This is a genomic window from Arthrobacter gyeryongensis (assembly GCF_039543785.1).
GTDB lineage: Bacteria > Actinomycetota > Actinomycetes > Actinomycetales > Micrococcaceae > Arthrobacter > Arthrobacter gyeryongensis.
This window is the reverse complement of record NZ_BAABKK010000010.1, coordinates 226,323-242,453: the sequence shown is the minus strand read 5'-3', so window position 1 is coordinate 242,453 and position 16,131 is coordinate 226,323. Positions and strand designations below refer to the sequence as shown.

At 64.3% G+C, this 16,131-nt stretch carries 14 protein-coding genes and 2 tRNA genes; 13 read left to right on the top strand and 3 right to left on the bottom strand.

From position 1 onward, the window contains the following. The first annotated feature begins 109 nt into the window (after positions 1 to 109). Positions 110 to 1,072, top strand: a complete 963-nt coding sequence (locus ABEA18_RS07870; RefSeq protein ID WP_345448690.1) for a hypothetical protein — start codon at positions 110 to 112, stop codon at positions 1,070 to 1,072. A 10-nt stretch (positions 1,073 to 1,082) separates the two neighbouring features. Here ABEA18_RS07870 and ABEA18_RS07865 read toward each other — a convergent pair whose 3' ends face one another. Beyond that, complete coding sequence (locus ABEA18_RS07865) at positions 1,083 to 2,075, bottom strand: DNA-3-methyladenine glycosylase family protein (RefSeq protein ID WP_345448689.1); 993 nt, start codon at positions 2,073 to 2,075, stop codon at positions 1,083 to 1,085. A gap of 138 nt (positions 2,076 to 2,213) precedes the next feature. On the opposite strand from ABEA18_RS07865, the gene ABEA18_RS07860 reads away from it, so the two are divergent. Then, positions 2,214 to 2,621 (top strand): VOC family protein, encoded by a 408-nt coding sequence (locus tag ABEA18_RS07860; RefSeq protein ID WP_345448688.1) that lies wholly within the window; start codon positions 2,214 to 2,216, stop codon positions 2,619 to 2,621. 21 nt (positions 2,622 to 2,642) lie between these two features. Here the strand turns inward: ABEA18_RS07860 and ABEA18_RS07855 are convergent, their stop codons facing one another. Then, entirely contained in the window at positions 2,643 to 3,038 is a 396-nt protein-coding gene (locus ABEA18_RS07855; protein WP_345448687.1) for a VOC family protein, read from the bottom strand. An 80-nt stretch (positions 3,039 to 3,118) separates the two neighbouring features. On the opposite strand from ABEA18_RS07855, the gene ABEA18_RS07850 reads away from it, so the two are divergent. The 4 genes from ABEA18_RS07850 (at position 3,119) to ABEA18_RS07835 (ending at position 7,729) form a co-directional block, all read left to right on the top strand. Then, positions 3,119 to 4,504, top strand: a complete 1,386-nt coding sequence (locus ABEA18_RS07850) for a cystathionine beta-synthase (RefSeq protein WP_345448686.1) — start codon at positions 3,119 to 3,121, stop codon at positions 4,502 to 4,504. Positions 4,505 to 4,518: 14 nt separating this feature from the next. Continuing rightward, positions 4,519 to 5,682 (top strand): cystathionine gamma-synthase, encoded by a 1,164-nt coding sequence (locus tag ABEA18_RS07845; RefSeq protein WP_345448685.1) that lies wholly within the window; start codon positions 4,519 to 4,521, stop codon positions 5,680 to 5,682. Positions 5,683 to 5,843: 161 nt separating this feature from the next. Continuing rightward, positions 5,844 to 6,371, top strand: coding sequence for a winged helix-turn-helix transcriptional regulator (locus ABEA18_RS07840; protein WP_345448684.1), 528 nt, complete (start codon positions 5,844 to 5,846; stop codon positions 6,369 to 6,371). Further along, complete coding sequence (locus ABEA18_RS07835; protein WP_345448683.1) at positions 6,368 to 7,729, top strand: MFS transporter; 1,362 nt, start codon at positions 6,368 to 6,370, stop codon at positions 7,727 to 7,729. The genes ABEA18_RS07840 and ABEA18_RS07835 overlap by 4 nt, the downstream gene beginning before the upstream one ends. A 15-nt stretch (positions 7,730 to 7,744) precedes the next feature. Here the strand turns inward: ABEA18_RS07835 and ABEA18_RS07830 are convergent, their stop codons facing one another. Further along, positions 7,745 to 8,929, bottom strand: coding sequence for an acyl-CoA dehydrogenase family protein (locus ABEA18_RS07830; protein WP_345448682.1), 1,185 nt, complete (start codon positions 8,927 to 8,929; stop codon positions 7,745 to 7,747). Positions 8,930 to 9,021: 92 nt separating this feature from the next. Between ABEA18_RS07830 and ABEA18_RS07825 the strand changes: the two genes are divergently transcribed. The 7 genes from ABEA18_RS07825 (at position 9,022) to ABEA18_RS07795 (ending at position 15,425) form a co-directional block, all read left to right on the top strand. Further along, positions 9,022 to 10,506 carry a sensor histidine kinase gene (locus ABEA18_RS07825; protein WP_345448681.1) on the top strand — a complete coding sequence of 495 codons (1,485 nt, stop codon included), beginning with the start codon at positions 9,022 to 9,024 and terminating at the stop codon, positions 10,504 to 10,506. Next, a complete protein-coding gene (locus ABEA18_RS07820) occupies positions 10,503 to 11,177 on the top strand; it encodes a response regulator (RefSeq protein WP_236812356.1) in 675 nt (224 codons plus the stop codon). Before ABEA18_RS07825 ends, ABEA18_RS07820 begins: the two co-directional genes overlap by 4 nt. A 21-nt stretch (positions 11,178 to 11,198) precedes the next feature. Further along, positions 11,199 to 11,861, top strand: coding sequence for an MOSC domain-containing protein (locus ABEA18_RS07815; RefSeq protein ID WP_345448680.1), 663 nt, complete (start codon positions 11,199 to 11,201; stop codon positions 11,859 to 11,861). A 440-nt stretch (positions 11,862 to 12,301) separates the two neighbouring features. Next, entirely contained in the window at positions 12,302 to 14,503 is a 2,202-nt protein-coding gene (locus ABEA18_RS07810; RefSeq protein WP_345448679.1) for a DEAD/DEAH box helicase, read from the top strand. Positions 14,504 to 14,736: 233 nt separating this feature from the next. After that, a complete protein-coding gene (locus ABEA18_RS07805; RefSeq protein WP_345448678.1) occupies positions 14,737 to 15,099 on the top strand; it encodes a LysM peptidoglycan-binding domain-containing protein in 363 nt (120 codons plus the stop codon). Positions 15,100 to 15,217: 118 nt separating this feature from the next. Next, a tRNA-Thr gene (locus tag ABEA18_RS07800) sits at positions 15,218 to 15,289 on the top strand. A gap of 62 nt (positions 15,290 to 15,351) precedes the next feature. Next, a tRNA-Met gene (locus ABEA18_RS07795) sits at positions 15,352 to 15,425 on the top strand. Positions 15,426 to 16,131: the final 706 nt, after the last annotated feature.

Genomic DNA, 16,131 nt, shown 5'->3' with positions numbered 1-16,131 from the left:
CCCATGTTGCTGCCCGACATGGGCCGTAAGTGACCCCGCGTTGGCTTGGTTGGAAGTCTGCCTGTGGATAACTCCTCGGCGGGGTCAAATTGCAGCCAAACTGGATCCCATGGTCCGCATCATTCCGCTGCCGAAGGAACTCAGTAACCGTCCTTTCACGGTCTATGAATCCCGCGTGCTTGGCGTCGCTCCGAAGCGGCTCCGGGCCAGGGACGTGTCCGACGGCGGCCGCCTGATCTACTTGCCCGCGGGTCGCGAGTTTGAGTTTGCCGAAAGGGCGCGGATCCTTGCCGCGGCAACACCGGGCGCCTGGGTGTCCCATGAGAGCGCTGCGATATTGATCCGCCTCGGCCTTCCTCCGTGGCTGGGCGGCGGCGAGACGGTCCACCTCAGCAAGCCCCATGCGCTTCCCAGGGTCCGACGAACCGGAGTGACGGGGCACCGAGTCCGTATCCTCCCGGACGAAGTCACGGAAATTGACGGAATTCCTGTGTCCTCTCCACCCCGGACGTGGCTTGACCTGGCGCAGCAGTTGCCGCTGCGGTACGTGATTGCCATGGGTGACCAGTTGATCCGCATGCCCCGGCCGGGACTTGAAGGAAGGTCCGAGCCCTACGCCAACAAGGAAGGGTTGCGGCTCCTGATCCGGCAGCATCCGAACATGAAAGGCGTGGAGAAGGCCCGGCTTGCTCTCGAAGAGATGCGCGTCGGGGCAGATTCGTTTCCGGAGACATTCCTGCGGCTGGCCATGGTGGATGCTCGATTGCCTGAACCGGAATTGCAGCTCCGTCTCGATCCGGACGATCCGTGGTCGCCTTCCGCGGACCTGGGGTACCGGCGATTCCGGATCGCCGTGCAGTATGACGGTGCCCCGCATCTCACGCGGGAACGGCAGACAAGGGACAACCGGAGGGACGAGGCTTTCACCAGCGCCGGCTGGTCTTACTTCAAGGTCAACGCCGATGACCTGGCCGAAGGGTTCACCGGCCTGATTGTCCGGATCAAGCGGGCGAAACCCTCAACGCGGGGTCACTTACGGCCCATGCCGGGCAGCAACATGGGCCGTAAGTGACCCCGCGTTGCTAGTGTCCTCGGTGGTCCTGGATAGTCATCCGCGGTCCGAACGTCGGCTTGCGGAAGCCGCTGAGCCCGAGCATTCGGACTACCCGCTGCCGATGCCCACGCCAGGGTTCCAGGAGGGCGATCATTCCGGCGTCGTCCGTTTTCCTGCCTGTGAGCGCGTAACCGATGTACGAGGCCAGATGGTAGTCGCCCACCGCGATCGAATCAGGGCATCCATGGGTCCGCTGGACCACCTCGGCAGCCGTCCAGATGCCAATGCCCGGAATGGTCTGCATCTTGGCCCCGGCCTCCGCCGCGCTGAGTGAGGCGAGCCGTTCAAGCGCGACGGCGGATCGCAGCGCCCGCATGACTGTTGCCGAACGCTGGGGACCCACGCCCGCTTTGTGCCACTCCCATGAAGGAATGGCCAACCATTGGGCGGCGGTCGGTGCGACGATCAGGCCCGACGGCAGGCCCGACGTCGATAGGCGGCCGGTGCTGGGCGCTGCGGTTCCGTAGCGGTACATCAGGTAGCGGTAGCCCCGGCGGGCTTCAATAGTCGTGACCTTTTGCTCAAGAATCGTGGGCACAAGGGAGTCCACCACGCGGCCGGTGGTGGGTAAACGGACGGTGAGGTTCCGGCGTCGGGCTTCCCGGACCATGCGCGGGAGGGTGGCATGAAACGCAGCTTCATCGAAGCCGGACCAGTCGTCCCCGCTCCCCAGCAGCGCAGGCACCGAGGCAATGGCGGAGCCCGCGCCCGGGCCCCACGCCTGGGCATCGACACGGGTGTCTTGGCCGGTTCCCGCGGCGGTGAGGCGCAGCGTTGCCGGACCGTCCGGCGTCGTGAAGGCCATCCACACGCCGTCCTGCCGCGCCGCGAAGGACGGGTCGCCATTGCCGCGCATGAGGATTCCCAAGGTCTGGAGAAGGTCGAAGGGGCCGCCGGGGTGCCATCGCACGGACGCGTCGGACGGAGCCGCTGCGGCGGGCGGGGCATCGACGATGGTCATTCATTCATGGTCGCATGCTCGTCCGACAACACTCCAAAAGTGCGGCGTCCAAGCCCTTACGCCGCGAAACCCACACGACTAGACTCCACGTGTGGCGCGGGGCGTCTGCGCCTTCCATGACAATTTCAGGAGAACGCAATGGCCGGTGTTGTGCATTTTGAAATCCCCGCGGACGACAAGGAGCGGGCCAACACTTTCTACCAGGGTGCCTTCGGCTGGATGCTCAACCCCATGCAGGAGATGGACTACACGATCGCAATCACCACGCCGTCAGACCCGCAGACGGGCATGCCGAGCTCGCCGGGGGCCATCAATGGCGCACTTTTCCCGCGCTCGGAAGAGCTGAAGACTCCCATCATCACGGTCGACGTCGAAGACATCGAGGCATCGCTCGGCCAAATCGAGAGTGCGGGCGGTTCAGTGGTCAAGGGCAAGGACGCCGTTCCGGGCATGGGCTACTACGCCTATTTCAAGGACACTGAAGGCAACATCCTGGGCCTCTGGCAGACCGACTCTTCGGCAGCAGGCCCTGCACCGGCCGAGTGAGCTGGACCTACGCCCCCGAAACTACTCTCCGAAGCGCCCTCGGGACTCCGCCGGAATCAATGGCTTCCCGGCGCGGACCTTGAGTTCTTGCACCGCCCAAGTGTTTCCGTCCGGATCGCTGAAGCCGAAGAACGTGCCGCCGTCGCGCTCGTCGAAGACGGTGATTTCGCTGGCCTCGACTCCGCGGCTGAGCAATTCCTCGCGTGCAGCGCGCGCATCCGCCACCACAAGTTGAAGGCCCCGCATGGAACCCGGCGCCATCTCGCTCTGCGCGGGCAGGTCGCCGACGACGATCGAACATCCGGAGCCTGGCGGGGTAAGCTGCGCCACGTGCATGTGCTCGTTGGTGGTGTTGTGATCGAGGTTGAAGCCCACTTTGTCGCGGTAGAACTCGATGGCACGGTCAATGTCACTCACGGGGAGCGGACGCCGACCCGCCACCACCCCGACCCTCGGCTGCACAGGAGCAGTCCCGACCAGGCGGTAACTTGGTACCTATGAAGTACGCCCAGTCCGTCCTGGACCTCATTGGCAATACACCCCTCATCAAGCTCAACCACGTGACCGGGGACATCAAAGCCACCATTCTGGTGAAGCTCGAATATGTGAACCCCGGTGGCTCCATCAAGGACCGCATCGCGGTGAAAATGATCGAGGAGGCAGAGCGGGACGGAAAGCTCAAGCCGGGCGGAACCATCGTGGAACCGACCTCGGGCAACACCGGCGTCGGACTCGCCCTGGTGGCCCAGCAAAAGGGCTACAAATGCATCTTCGTTGTCCCGGACAAGGTGGGCGAGGACAAGCGTGCCGTGCTTCAGGCGTACGGTGCGGAAGTTGTCGTCACGCCCACTTCCGTGGCCCCGGACAGCCCGCAAAGTTACTACAGCGTCTCGGATAGGCTCGTGTCCGAAATCCCCGGAGCCTACAAGCCGGACCAGTTTTCCAACCCCGCCGCCCCCGGCAGCCACTACGAAACCACCGGGCCCGAAATCTGGCGTGATACCGACGGGAAGATCACCCACGTGGTGATCGGCGCGGGCACAGGCGGCACCATCACGGGCACGGGGCGCTACCTCAAGGACGTGTCCGCCAACCGGCCGGTGTCCGACGGCGGCCGCGTCAAGGTTATCGGCGCGGACCCGGCAGGCTCGGTCTACTCGGGCGGCACCGGGCGGCCATACTTCGTGGAGGGCGTCGGCGAGGACATGTGGCCGGCCAACTACGACAAGACCGTGCCGGACGATGTCATTGCCGTCAGCGACGCCGACTCCTTCGAGATGACCCGGCGACTGGCCCGCGAGGAAGGCCTCCTGGTCGGCGGCTCCTCGGGCATGGCAGTAGTTGCCGCGTTGCAGGTGGCCAAAGACCTTGGCGAGGAAGCCGTCGTCGTCGTGATCCTGCCGGACTCCGGCCGCGGCTACCTGGCGAAGATCTTCAACGACAAGTGGATGCGCTCCTACGGCTTCCTCCCCGGTGGCGAAGAGGCCTCGGTTGGCGAGGTTTTGAAGTCCAAGACCGGCCAGATGCCGGACCTCGTCCACATCCACCCCAATGAGACCGTCCGCGATGTCATCAACATCATGAACGAATTCGGGGTCTCGCACATCCCGGTCCTCTCGCAAGAACCGCCTGTGGTGATGGGCGAGGTCCTGGGCGCCGTCGATGAGCGCACGCTGACCACCAAGCTATTCCGCGGCGAGGCGAAATTGACCGACAAGATCTCCGAGCACATGGGGGAGCGCCTGCCGGTCATCGGCTTCCTGGAAACCATCTCCGCCGCACGCGAGCTGCTGTCCGACGTCGACACCGTCATGGTGACGTTCGTCGGAGCTCCCGTGGGCATCCTGACCCGCCACGACCTTCTCGCCTACCTGAGCAACTGACACTAGGAGTTCATATGTCTGCAAACGAAGCAGGATTCAACACGCGTGCCGTCCACGCCGGCCAGGCCTTCGAACCCCGCACCGGCGCTGTGGTTCCGCCGGTGCACTTCAGCTCGACGTATGCCCAGGACGGCATAGGCGGTCTGCGCGACGGCTACGAGTACGGCCGCGGCACCAACCCCACCCGCGATGCGCTGCAGGAACAGCTCGCAGCGCTGGAGGGCGGCACCCACGCCTACAGCTTCAGCTCGGGCCTTGCCGCGGAGGACTCCCTGATCCGTGCAGTTGCCCGCCCCGGCGACCACATCGTCCTTGGCAACGACGCCTACGGCGGAACCTACCGGCTCATCAGCCGCGTGCTCGGTGAGTGGGGCATCGGCAACACACCAGTGGACATGTCCAACCTTGACGCCGTTGCGGCGGCCGTCGCGGCGAACAAGACCCGCATCGTCTGGGTGGAGACTCCTTCCAATCCGATGATGAAGATCACCGATATCGAGGCGCTCGCCAAAGTAGCGCACGACGCCGGTGCCCTCCTTGTCGTCGACAACACCTTCGCTTCGCCCTACTTGCAGACCCCGCTCGCCTTGGGTGCCGACGTCGTGGTCCACTCGACCACCAAGTACATCGGCGGGCACTCGGACGTCGTGGGCGGCGCGATCGTGGTCAAGGATGCCGAACTGGCCGAAAAGATCGGCTTTGTGCAGTTCGCTGTCGGCGCCGTGTCCGGACCCATGGATGCGTTCCTGACCACCCGTGGCCTCAAGACGCTCGGCGTGCGCATGGACCGCCACAGCGAGAATGCCCAGGCCGTGGCCGAATGGTTGCTTGAGCGCCCCGAGGTTGAAGCCGTGCTGTACCCGGGGCTGCCTTCCCACCCGGGCCACGAGCTCGCGGCCAAGCAGATGAAGAAGTTCGGCGGCATGATTTCAGTGCAGTTCAAGGGCGGCGAAGCTGCTGCCCGCAAGGTGGCAGAGTCCACCCAGGTCTTCACGCTGGCCGAATCCCTGGGCGGCATCGAGTCCCTCATGAACTACCCCTCGGAGATGACGCACGCTTCGGTCAAGGGCACCGAACTGGCCGTTCCGGTCAACCTGATCCGGCTTTCCTGCGGCATCGAGGACGTCGAGGACCTGATTGCGGACCTCGAGCAGGCGATCGGCAACATCACTGACTGAAAGCCTCTCAACTTCTGACCGTTTTTGAATGACCAGATCGGCCGGGACGCGCCATCCCAGCGGCGAGTCCCGGCCGATTTGCATTCAAACATGGTCAGGAGTGGAGTCTCCCCTCACCAAGTAACCTAGCTTTCTTTAGAAAAGCCAGCTAATCTCGAACCATGCCTTTACGATCCGATTGGTCCGAGCGGACGTGCAGCCTGGCCCGCGGCCTCGATATCCTGGGAGACCCCTGGGGAAGCCTGGTGCTGCGGGAGGTCTTCTTCGGCAACGGCCGCTTCGATGCCATCAAGACCCGCCTCCACATCGCAGACAATGTGCTCAGCAAAAGACTGGGTTGGCTGGTTGAAGCGGGCCTCCTTGCCCAACGGCCCTACCTGGACGGCGCCCGGACGCGCCAGGAGTACGTCCTCACCCCCAAGGGCGAAGATGCCTTGCCTGTCTTGAACGCCATCATCCTCTGGTCCGAAAAACATCTCGACGCCCCGGCGGACAACGCCCATATGCGCGTGATCCACAATGGTTGCGGACTGCCGACAGCGTCGGCTGATACCTGCTCCCACTGCGGGTCCCGGCTGACCGCCGCCAACACCAGCTGGCATAGCCTCACGCGGTCTGAACACCCGTTGGCTTTGGCCACTGCCCCCGCCAGACGCGACCTCCCGAACGAATCGGAGCCCTCCGCATGACCGCACCCAATCCCACCAAACTTTCCGCCGGCAACCCAGTTGGCAAGGCCCCTCGGAAGCGGCGCCTCCACCCCGCTTGGACGGTGGCCGTCGTCGCGTTCCTGGCACTTGTGGGCGCTGCCGGGTTCCGCGCAGCGCCCGGCGTGCTCATGGTGCCGCTGCAGCAGGAATTCGGCTGGTCAACAACCGTGCTGTCGCTCGCCGTCAGCATCAACCTGGTGTTGTTCGGCCTCACCGCGCCCTTCGCTGCCGCGCTCATGGAACGCTTCGGCATCCGCACCGTCACCTCGATTGCCCTCTGCCTGATCGGCCTCGGTTCCGCGCTGACGGTGTTCGTCAACCAGTCCTGGCAGATCCTGCTGACCTGGGGTGTGCTGATCGGCCTCGGCACCGGATCCATGGCCCTGGTTTTCGCGGCCACCATCGCCAACACGTGGTTCTCCAAGAACCGTGGACTCGTGATCGGCATACTGACGGCGGGCAGCGCCGCCGGGCAGCTTGTGTTCCTGCCCTTCATCGCGATGCTCGCGCAGAGCCCGGGCTGGCGTGGCGCCTCGCTGCTCATCGCAGCCGGGGCGCTTGCCGTCGTGCCGCTCGTGCTGCGCTGGCTCAAGAACTCACCGGCCGACGTCGGGGTCCAGCCTTACGGTGCTGAAGAAGAGCAGCCGACGACGGCAGAAGCCGCCACTGTCGCGGACGCCACCCAAGCTGAAGGCGCCAAGACGCCCAACGCTGCGGTGCGAGCACTGCAGGTCCTCAAACGCGCCAGCAAAGTGCGCACCTTTTGGGCACTGGTTGCCGGTTTCGCCATCTGCGGTGCCACCACCAACGGCCTGATCGGCACCCACTTCATTCCCTCGGCGCACGACCACGGAATGCCGGAAACCACCGCAGCAGGCTTGCTGGCCGTCGTCGGGATCTTCGACATCGTGGGCACGATCGCTTCCGGGTGGTTGACGGACCGCTTCAACCCCAAGGTGCTTCTGGCTGTGTATTACCAGTTCCGCGGGGTCGGGCTGCTGGTGCTGCCCGTGCTCTTGGGGTCCACGGTGCAACCCAGCATGATCCTGTTCGTGGTGGTCTACGGCCTGGACTGGGTAGCCACTGTGCCCCCGACGGCGGCCATCTGCCGGAAGGTGTTCGGGGCGGACGGTTCGGTGGTGTTCGGCTGGGTCTTCGCCGCGCACCAGCTCGGGGCCGCAGCCGCCGCGTTGCTGGCGGGTTACATCCGGGACGCCACGGGCCACTACACCTATGCATGGATCGGCGCGGCAGCGATGTGCACGGTGGCCGCCGTCATCAGCGCCACCATCCGGAAGGACGCGGGGAAGAAGGAGCCGGTTCCCGTCGGAGCCTGATCCTCGCGCTGGAGGCTAGCGGAAAGCCGGAACCCCCGTGATGTGTTGGCCCAGGATCAGCGTGTGCACCTCGTCCGTCCCTTCGTAGGTGCGCACGGATTCCAGGTTGTTGGCATGGCGCAACGGCGGGTAATCCAGCGTGATGCCGTTGCCACCGAGGATGGTGCGGGCTTCGCGGGCGATCTTGATTGCCTCGCGCACATTGTTGAGCTTGCCCACAGAGATCTGCTCCGGGTGCAGTTTGCCCGCATCCTTGAGCCGTCCAAGGTGCAGAGCGAGCAAGGTACCTTTCTGGATCTCCAGGACCATGTTCACGAGCTTCTCCTGGGTCAACTGGTAGCTGGCCAAGGGCTTGCCGAATTGCATACGGCTTCCGGCATATTCGAGCGCGGCCTCGTAGGAGTCACGGGCCGCGCCCATGGCGCCCCAGGCAATGCCGTACCGCGCCTCGTTGAGGCAGGAGAACGGGCCGCGGAGTCCCGTGGCACCCGGGAGGAGGGCTTCCGGACCGAGCCGGACGGCGTCGAACACCACGTCGCACTGGATCGAGGCGCGCATGGAGAGCTTCGCGTCGATGGGAGTCGCGGTGACTCCCGGAGTTCCGGCGGGAACCAGGAAGCCCCGGATGCCGTCGTTAGTGTTGGCCCACACGATCATGACGTCGGCGATCGATGCCATCCCGATCCAGCGCTTCGAACCATTCAGCACCCAGCCCGCGTCGTCGCTCGTCCCGTCGCGGCGCGCAAGGCTGGCCATCGACGACGGATCCGAACCCGCCGTGGGCTCTGTCAAGGCAAAGCAGCCGATCAGTTCGCCGGCTGCCATTCGTGGGAGCCATTGCTCCTTCTGCTCTTCGCTGCCCCACTTGTGGATCGCCGTCATGGCCAGGGAGCCCTGGACCGATACGAAGGTCCGGATGCCGGAATCGCCGGCCTCGAGTTCCATCGCGGCGAGGCCGTATTCGACGGCGGTGCGGCCCGGGCAGCCGTAGCCCTCCAGGTGCATGCCAAGGACGCCGAGTTCGCCGAGTTCCGCCGGCAGGTCCCGCGGGAACACCGCGTCCTCGTACCAGCGGGCGATGTTCGGCCGGATCCGCTGGTCCGTAAAATCGCGTACCTTCTCGCGAAGCTCCAGTTCCTCGGAGCTCAAGAGGGAATCGAGGGCAAGGACATCGGAGGTATTCGTCGTTGAATGGCTCATGCCAGCATCCTAAGGCCGGACATGTTCCCCCGAAGCGTCCTGTAGAGACGGTCGACGCGGGTGCGGCACCCGCGCCGTGCCAGAATTGAGCCATGGCCGCCGCGGACGTGAACGCACTAGGGCTGCAGCTTCGGGCAGCCAAGGGGATCGGGCGACGCCGCATCCTGGCTGGCCTGGTCCTGGCCCTGTTGCTACCCTCGGCCGTCGAAGTCATGGTGTCCGTGCTGGAATACCGGAACTTCGCCATGATCATGCTCTTCCAGCTGGCCGTCTCCGCCGCCGTTGCCGCAATCGGGGGATTATGGCCGGCCGTGGTCTCCGCCGTCCTCGGCAGCATGCTCTTGAACTACTTCTCGGCCGAACCGGTGGGCTCCTTATCGATCGCGGATCCCGCCACGCTTCTCACTCTGGTCATCTTCCTTGCTGTGGCGTGCGGAGTGGCGCTCGCCGTCGGTTTGGCGACCCGACGGGCCCAAGAGGCCGCGCATTCCGGCGCCGAAGCAAAAGCCCTCAGCGAATTGGCCCTTCGTATCCTGAGCTCGGACGGCAGCCTCGAGTCTTTCCTGGACAAGATCCGCGTCAACCTCGGCATGGAGTCGGTGACGCTGCTCTCCACGTTTGACTCGCCGGATGCCCCCGGGCCCAACTGGCAGGTCCTTGCAAGCTCAGGGCTTCAACCGCCGGTGACCCATGCGGCAGCCGACCATGCCGCCGTCGTCGATCGCAACTACACGCTCCTGCTCCGGGGCGGGCCGCTTTCCGAACAGCATCGGCGCATGCTCGCGGCGTTCGGCGCCTTCGTGGTGGCATTGCGGGAGCGACAGCAACTCGTCAAGAGCAGGCAGGACAACGTGCGCCTGGCCGAAGGCAACAAAATGCGGACCTCCATCCTGCGCGCCGTCTCCCATGATCTCCGCACTCCGCTGGCGGGCATCAAGCTTGCTGTCAGCAGCCTGCGACAGGAAGACGTGACCTTCGCCCCCGAAGACGAGCGCGAACTGTTGGCCACCATCGAGGACTACGCGGACCGCTTGGATCACTTGGTGGATAACTTGCTGGACATGTCCCGGATCACGGCGGATGCCGTGAACCCGCTGCTGCGTGGACTGGGCTGGCACCAGATCATGCCGGAGGCTTTGCGAGGCGTGCCGGGGGAGCGCATCCGCAACGAGCTTCCTGCCAACCTTCCGTATGTAGAGGCCGACGCCGGGATACTGGAACGCGTAGTGGCGAACCTCGTGGAAAACGCAATGAAATACGCACCTGACTCCGATGTTGTGCTTGTCGCTCGGACCGGAGCAGGCATCACGGTGGACGGGCGGCCGGCCAGCGAACTGCGGGTGATGGACCATGGTTCGGGGATCGCGCCCGCGGCAGTCCTGGAGCTTTTCCAGCCTTTCCAACGACTCGATGATTCTCCATCCAGCCGGGACGGCCGCAGCGGAATCGGTTTGGGACTCGCTGTCGCCAAGGGATTCACGGAGGCCATGGGCGGTACGCTCATGGCTGAGGCGACGCCGGGAGGCGGGCTGACCATGGTGGTCACACTCCCTCTGTGGACAGGAGGGCGGCCTTGAACCTCGTGCTGATCGTGGAAGATGAGGCGCAGATCGCCCGCGCGATGCAAATCAATCTCCATGCCCACGGCTACCACGCCATCAGCGTGGGCAACGGCGCGGATGCGCTTAAGGCGGCCGCCCAGCAGCCCGTGGACATCGTGGTGCTCGACCTTGGGCTTCCGGACATGGATGGCGTGGATGTGATCAAAGGAATCCGCGGCTGGAGCAGCATGCCCATCATCGTTTTGTCCGCCCGGCACGGTTCGGAAGACAAAGTAGAGGCCCTCGACGCCGGAGCCGACGACTACGTGACCAAGCCTTTCGGCCTGGACGAACTGCTGGCCAGGCTCCGTGCAGCCTCGCGGCGGGCAGCGCCCCGGCACGAAGTGCCGACGCTCCAGACCGCCGACTTCCTGGTTGACCTCGCCGGAAAGAAGATCACCAAAGACGGCGCGGAAGTGCGGCTGACACCCACGGAGTGGAACATCCTGGAATTGCTGGTCCGCAACGCCGGCCGGCTGGTCAGCCAGCAGCAGATCCTCACCCAGGTCTGGGGACAGGCCTACGCGAAGGAGACCCAGTACCTGCGTGTCTACATTGCCCAGCTCCGGCGCAAGCTCGAACGCGACCCTGCACAGCCCCGCCATCTCCACACCGAGGCCGGCATGGGATATCGCTTCGATCCGTAGCTGCGTACGTAGACTGTAGTTATGGATACCGCATCGTTGCTTGCTGTTTGCCGGGTATACGAACTACTGCCCGATCCCGAGGGGTCGGTCGGAGTGACGGCCATTGACAAGCGCCCCGTCGACGGGCCGGTGAAGGTCCACAAGCTGGGAATCCATGGAGACATCCAGGCGAGCCGGATCCACCACGGGGGCGAGGACCAAGCGCTCTATGCGTACTCCCAAGCGGATGCCGATTACTGGGCGGGTGAACTCCAGAGGGACATGCCCGCCGGGATCTTCGGGGAGAACCTCCGCGTTGCCGGGATCGAGACGAGCGGTGCCGTGATCGGCGAACGGTGGAAGATCGGCCTGGATGTCGAAGTCGAGGTCACCTCCCCGCGTGTGCCGTGCGCAACGTTCCAACGCCGCATGAATGAACCGCAGTGGGTCAAGCGCTTCACGGAAGCTGGACGCGTCGGCACCTATCTGCGCGTGGTGAAGACCGGTTCCATTTCGGCCGGGGACTACATCCACAAACTGTTTGTGCCGAAACATGGCATCACGGTGGGGCAGTGGTTCAGCAACCCCAACCTCGATGACATGCAGTTGCTCCTCGACGCCGAGGCCGACGGGGAAGTCCTGCTGCAGTCCGACTACCACGACAGCTTCGAAAAGCTCATGCGCCGCAACGGTGTGGACGCCTGATCCGCCGTCGAACGGACGTCCTCGAACGGCCGTCCTGAGGGGCGGTCTTGAAGGCGCTCGGGGCGGCTTTGTGCGCAAGCTCACCGTCGCCGTCGACGGTTATGTCGCCAAGGGACTCATCTGTGCCCTACACTTGAAACATCCCCCACTCCGGAAATCCCTTTTTCCTGCCCAATTCTTGAGGCAGGACTGGTCAGTGTTGGGGCCCGCAAAATGTGTGTGGGCAGTTTCATAGGGAGAGCCGGGCGAAGAAAACGCTGTACAGACTGCTGAGATAGCAGCCAAGAGATGCAGCGGGAAGTCCTGCCATGGGATTGCGACAGCGCCGGACTTCTTGCGAGCACCAGAGCCTTCGGGTTCTTCTGTTTGCAACGTGTACTGCGGCCAAGCCCAACCGGGCCGCGCCGACTGGCCCCCTATGGATGAGGAAACTTTCCCCTATGCCCGAAAACCTGAACGACCCGTTCGTCGCCGAGTCTGCTGAAGAAGCAGAGACCGCCGTCGAGATCGCCGAAACCGCACCCGCCGCTGAATTCATCGAGGCTCCGGCCCCGGCTGAGGCTGCAGCGCCGGTTGAGGCTCCTACCTTCACTGAGGCACCCGCTGAAGCTGAGGCACCCGCAAAGGCCTCGGCCGAATCACCCGTCGAAGAAGAGGAAGAGGGCGTCCGCTTCGTCGACCTCGGAATCGACCCCCGCGTCCTGGCGGCCCTGCAGGACGTCGGCTACGAGAAGCCGTCTCCGATCCAGGCAGCAACCATTCCGCTTCTGCTCGAAGGCCGCGACGTCGTCGGCCTCGCCCAGACCGGCACCGGTAAGACTGCAGCATTCGCAGTACCGGCACTGTCCCGCCTGGCCGAACTCCACGACCTCAACGGCCCGTCCCGCAAGACCCAGGCCCTGGTTCTCGCCCCGACCCGCGAGCTTGCGCTCCAGGTTGCCGAGGCCTTCACCTCGTACGCCAAGCACATCGATGACTTCACGGTTCTCCCTGTCTATGGTGGCTCCGCCTATGGCCCGCAGCTTGCAGGCCTGCGCCGCGGTGCACAGGTTGTTGTCGGTACCCCGGGCCGCGTCATCGACCACATCTCCAAGGGTTCCCTGGACCTGTCCGAGCTGCAGTACCTCGTACTGGACGAAGCCGACGAGATGCTCCGCATGGGCTTCGCCGAGGACGTTGAGCAGATCTTCCAGCAGACCCCGGAAGACCGCCAGGTTGCGCTGTTCTCTGCCACCATGCCGAGCCAGATCCGCCGCATGTCCAAGCAGTACCTGAACAACCCGGCCGAGATCTCGGTCAAGTCCAAGACCACCACCGGCGCCAACACCCGCCAGCGGTACCTGCAGGTCATGGGCCCGCACAAGCTCGACGCGTTGACCCGCATCCTCGAGGTGGAAGAGTTCGACGGCGTTATCGCCTTCGTGCGCACCAAGATGGCAACCGAGGACCTGGCTGACAAGCTGAAGTCCCGCGGCTTCCAGGCCGCCGCGATCAACGGTGACATTCCGCAGCAGCAGCGCGAACGAACTGTCGACGCGCTCAAGGAAGGCCGCATCGACATCCTGGTCGCCACCGACGTCGCGGCCCGCGGCCTTGACGTAGAGCGCATCAGCCACGTGGTCAACTACGACATCCCGCACGACACCGAGTCTTACGTCCACCGCATTGGCCGCACCGGCCGTGCAGGCCGTAGCGGCGACGCCATCCTGTTCATGACGCCGCGGGAGAAGTACCTGCTGCGTTCGATCGAGAAGGCCACCCGCCAGCCGGTTGAGCAGATGCACCTGCCCACCGCCGAGACGGTCAACACCTTGCGTCTGGGCAAGTTCGCAGACAAGATCACGGAGACCCTCGAATCCGAGGACGTTGCCGCGTTCCGCGACCTGATCTCCTCCTACGAAGAAGAGCACAACGTTCCGGCTTCGGAGATCGCCGCTGCACTGGCTGTCATGGCACAGGGCGGCCAGCCGCTCCTGGTGAAGGAACTGCCGGCTGCGCCGGAATTCCAGAAGCGCGAGCGCTCCAAGGACGGCTTCGGTTCCCGCGGCCCGACCCGCACCCTGACCGAGGGCAACGCCACCTACCGGATCGCCGTCGGACGCCGCCAGCGCGTCATGCCGGGTTCGATCGTTGGCGCCATTGCCAACGAAGGCGGCATCTCCTCGGCACAGATCGGCGGCATCGACATCCGCTCGGACCACTCCCTGGTGGAGCTTCCGGCGGACCTGAGCCCCGAGCAGCTGCGCGCACTGTCCCGCACCCGGATCGGCGGCGAGCTGATTCACCTCGAGCTGGACAACGGTCGCAAGCCTGCCTCTGACCGCGGCGGCGAGCGTGGCGGTTACTCCGGTGGCAGCCGCGGCGGCGAACGTGGTGGCTACTCCGGTGGAGACCGCGGCGGAAACTTCAAGGGCAACGGTGGCTTCAAAAAGGAGTTCCGTAAGACCGAAGGCGACCGTGGTGGCTACTCCGGTGGCGAGCGTTCCTCCGCTGACCGCGGCGGCCGTTCCTACAGCGAGCGCAGCGGCGCCGGCGCCGGCGCCGGCGCCGGAACCGGCAGCTACGCCGACCGAGGCGCACGCAAGCCGCGCACTGGCGGCGACGCTGGCAACCGCGATTTCAACCGCAAGGGTAAGTGGTAAACAGGACTAGTTCCTGGGTTTTTGGCGGAGGCCGGCTTTCGAGCCGGCCTCTGGCTGTTTAACGGCGGCCCGCCTTTAGCGCCGTCCCAGGTCCCGCGCACGCCTGACTGCAGCGTTTCCCCCATGTTTGACGGCCCTGAGGATCAAGAAAGACCGACCCGCCGTGTCGTAAACGCTTTCCCAAACCAAACATGGGGAAGACGCGCGGCCCGCGGGTGTGGAAAGGTTGGTTCATGGGTTTCCTTGATTGGTTGAAGAAGAACCTCGGCTTCGACAAGGCCGAACACAAGCCGACTGGACGGGCCTCGGAGGCCCCGCAGAAGGCCGCTGAAGCCGCAACGGGGGAGACGGTCCAAAATGCCGGACCGGAGCCGTCAGTGGGAGCTCTCGTGGTTCCTGGCACCGCAGTGCCCGACGCCGATGCTCCCGCCGGCAGCGTTGGGCAGGTCACCGAGGTCGTAGTGGAAGCAGACGATACCCTGAGCGGCATAGCCATGCAGTTCGGCGTTGACTTGGATGCCCTGATCGCAGCGAACGCGGATACCGTGCCCAACCCGGACCACATCTACCCGGGCCAAGTGCTCCGCCTGCCCTAGTTCAGACGCTTTCCGGCTCAAGAATCCGGTGCGGATGCAAATTGTGTCGGCGCCGTTTTTCCCTGTCCCGCAGCCGATTTGTGACCTGAGAAATCGTCCGGTAGAGTATTTACTCGTTGCCCCCCTAGCTCAGTGGTAGAGCGCGTTCTTGGTAAGAACGAGGTCACCGGATCGATTCCGGTGGGGGGCTCTGAATGAGGGCCTGTGTCAAGGCGGTTTTTGACCGGCTTGACGCAGGTTTTTCTCATTCGTGGCGGTGTAGCTCAGTTGGTTAGAGCGCACGACTCATAATCGTGAGGTCGGGAGATCGAGCCTCCCCACCGCTACTTTGAAAGTCCCCGCTAAGGCGGGGACTTTTTCGTTTCCCGGGGTGTCGCACCGAGCCGGATGTGGATCGAAGAAATCGCCCTTCCGGCGGCCAGCCAAGCCTGCCCTTAGTCCTGATCGAAGCCCGCAAGTCTGCTGGGCACTTGCCGTAAAGATTTCGTAAAGATCCTGTCGAAAAGCTGAGAGCGCGTTCGACCAGCCGATAGTTTTTAGAGGCGCCGCCACTTGAGTGTCCCCCAATCCTCAGGTGGCGGCGCTTCTCGAAGATCTTGGCCAGCGACTTAGGTGCCTGTGAACAAACAGATTCTCCTATAAGCGTTTGGCGCCCGAGCGGGCAGTCTTAAGTGAATCTTGATCTTTTCTTAGCGTTTCCTTGAGGTTCACCATGTAGTGGGCCGTTTCGTCTGCGGGCTATCTCCAGCTACGATCAGGAGGTTGTCCGGACCGAAAGGCATCCTTGCTCGTGGATTTTGGCCGCTATCTCATTGACCTTGTGGTCTTCGTTGGCATCACAGTTGTGCTGATGTGTTCTCTTCACCTGCTCGTGCTGTGGCACAAGAAGCGGAAGTACACGAAGTTGTTGCGCCCTGAGAGACAGCCGCTAGCGGGACGCGATACCGGAGCCCGTCCGGAAAGGCCAGGCCCTGGACGCATTCGCGATCAGCGGGCGACTCTTACCGGCGTCCAAAGGCCATGACAATGGCT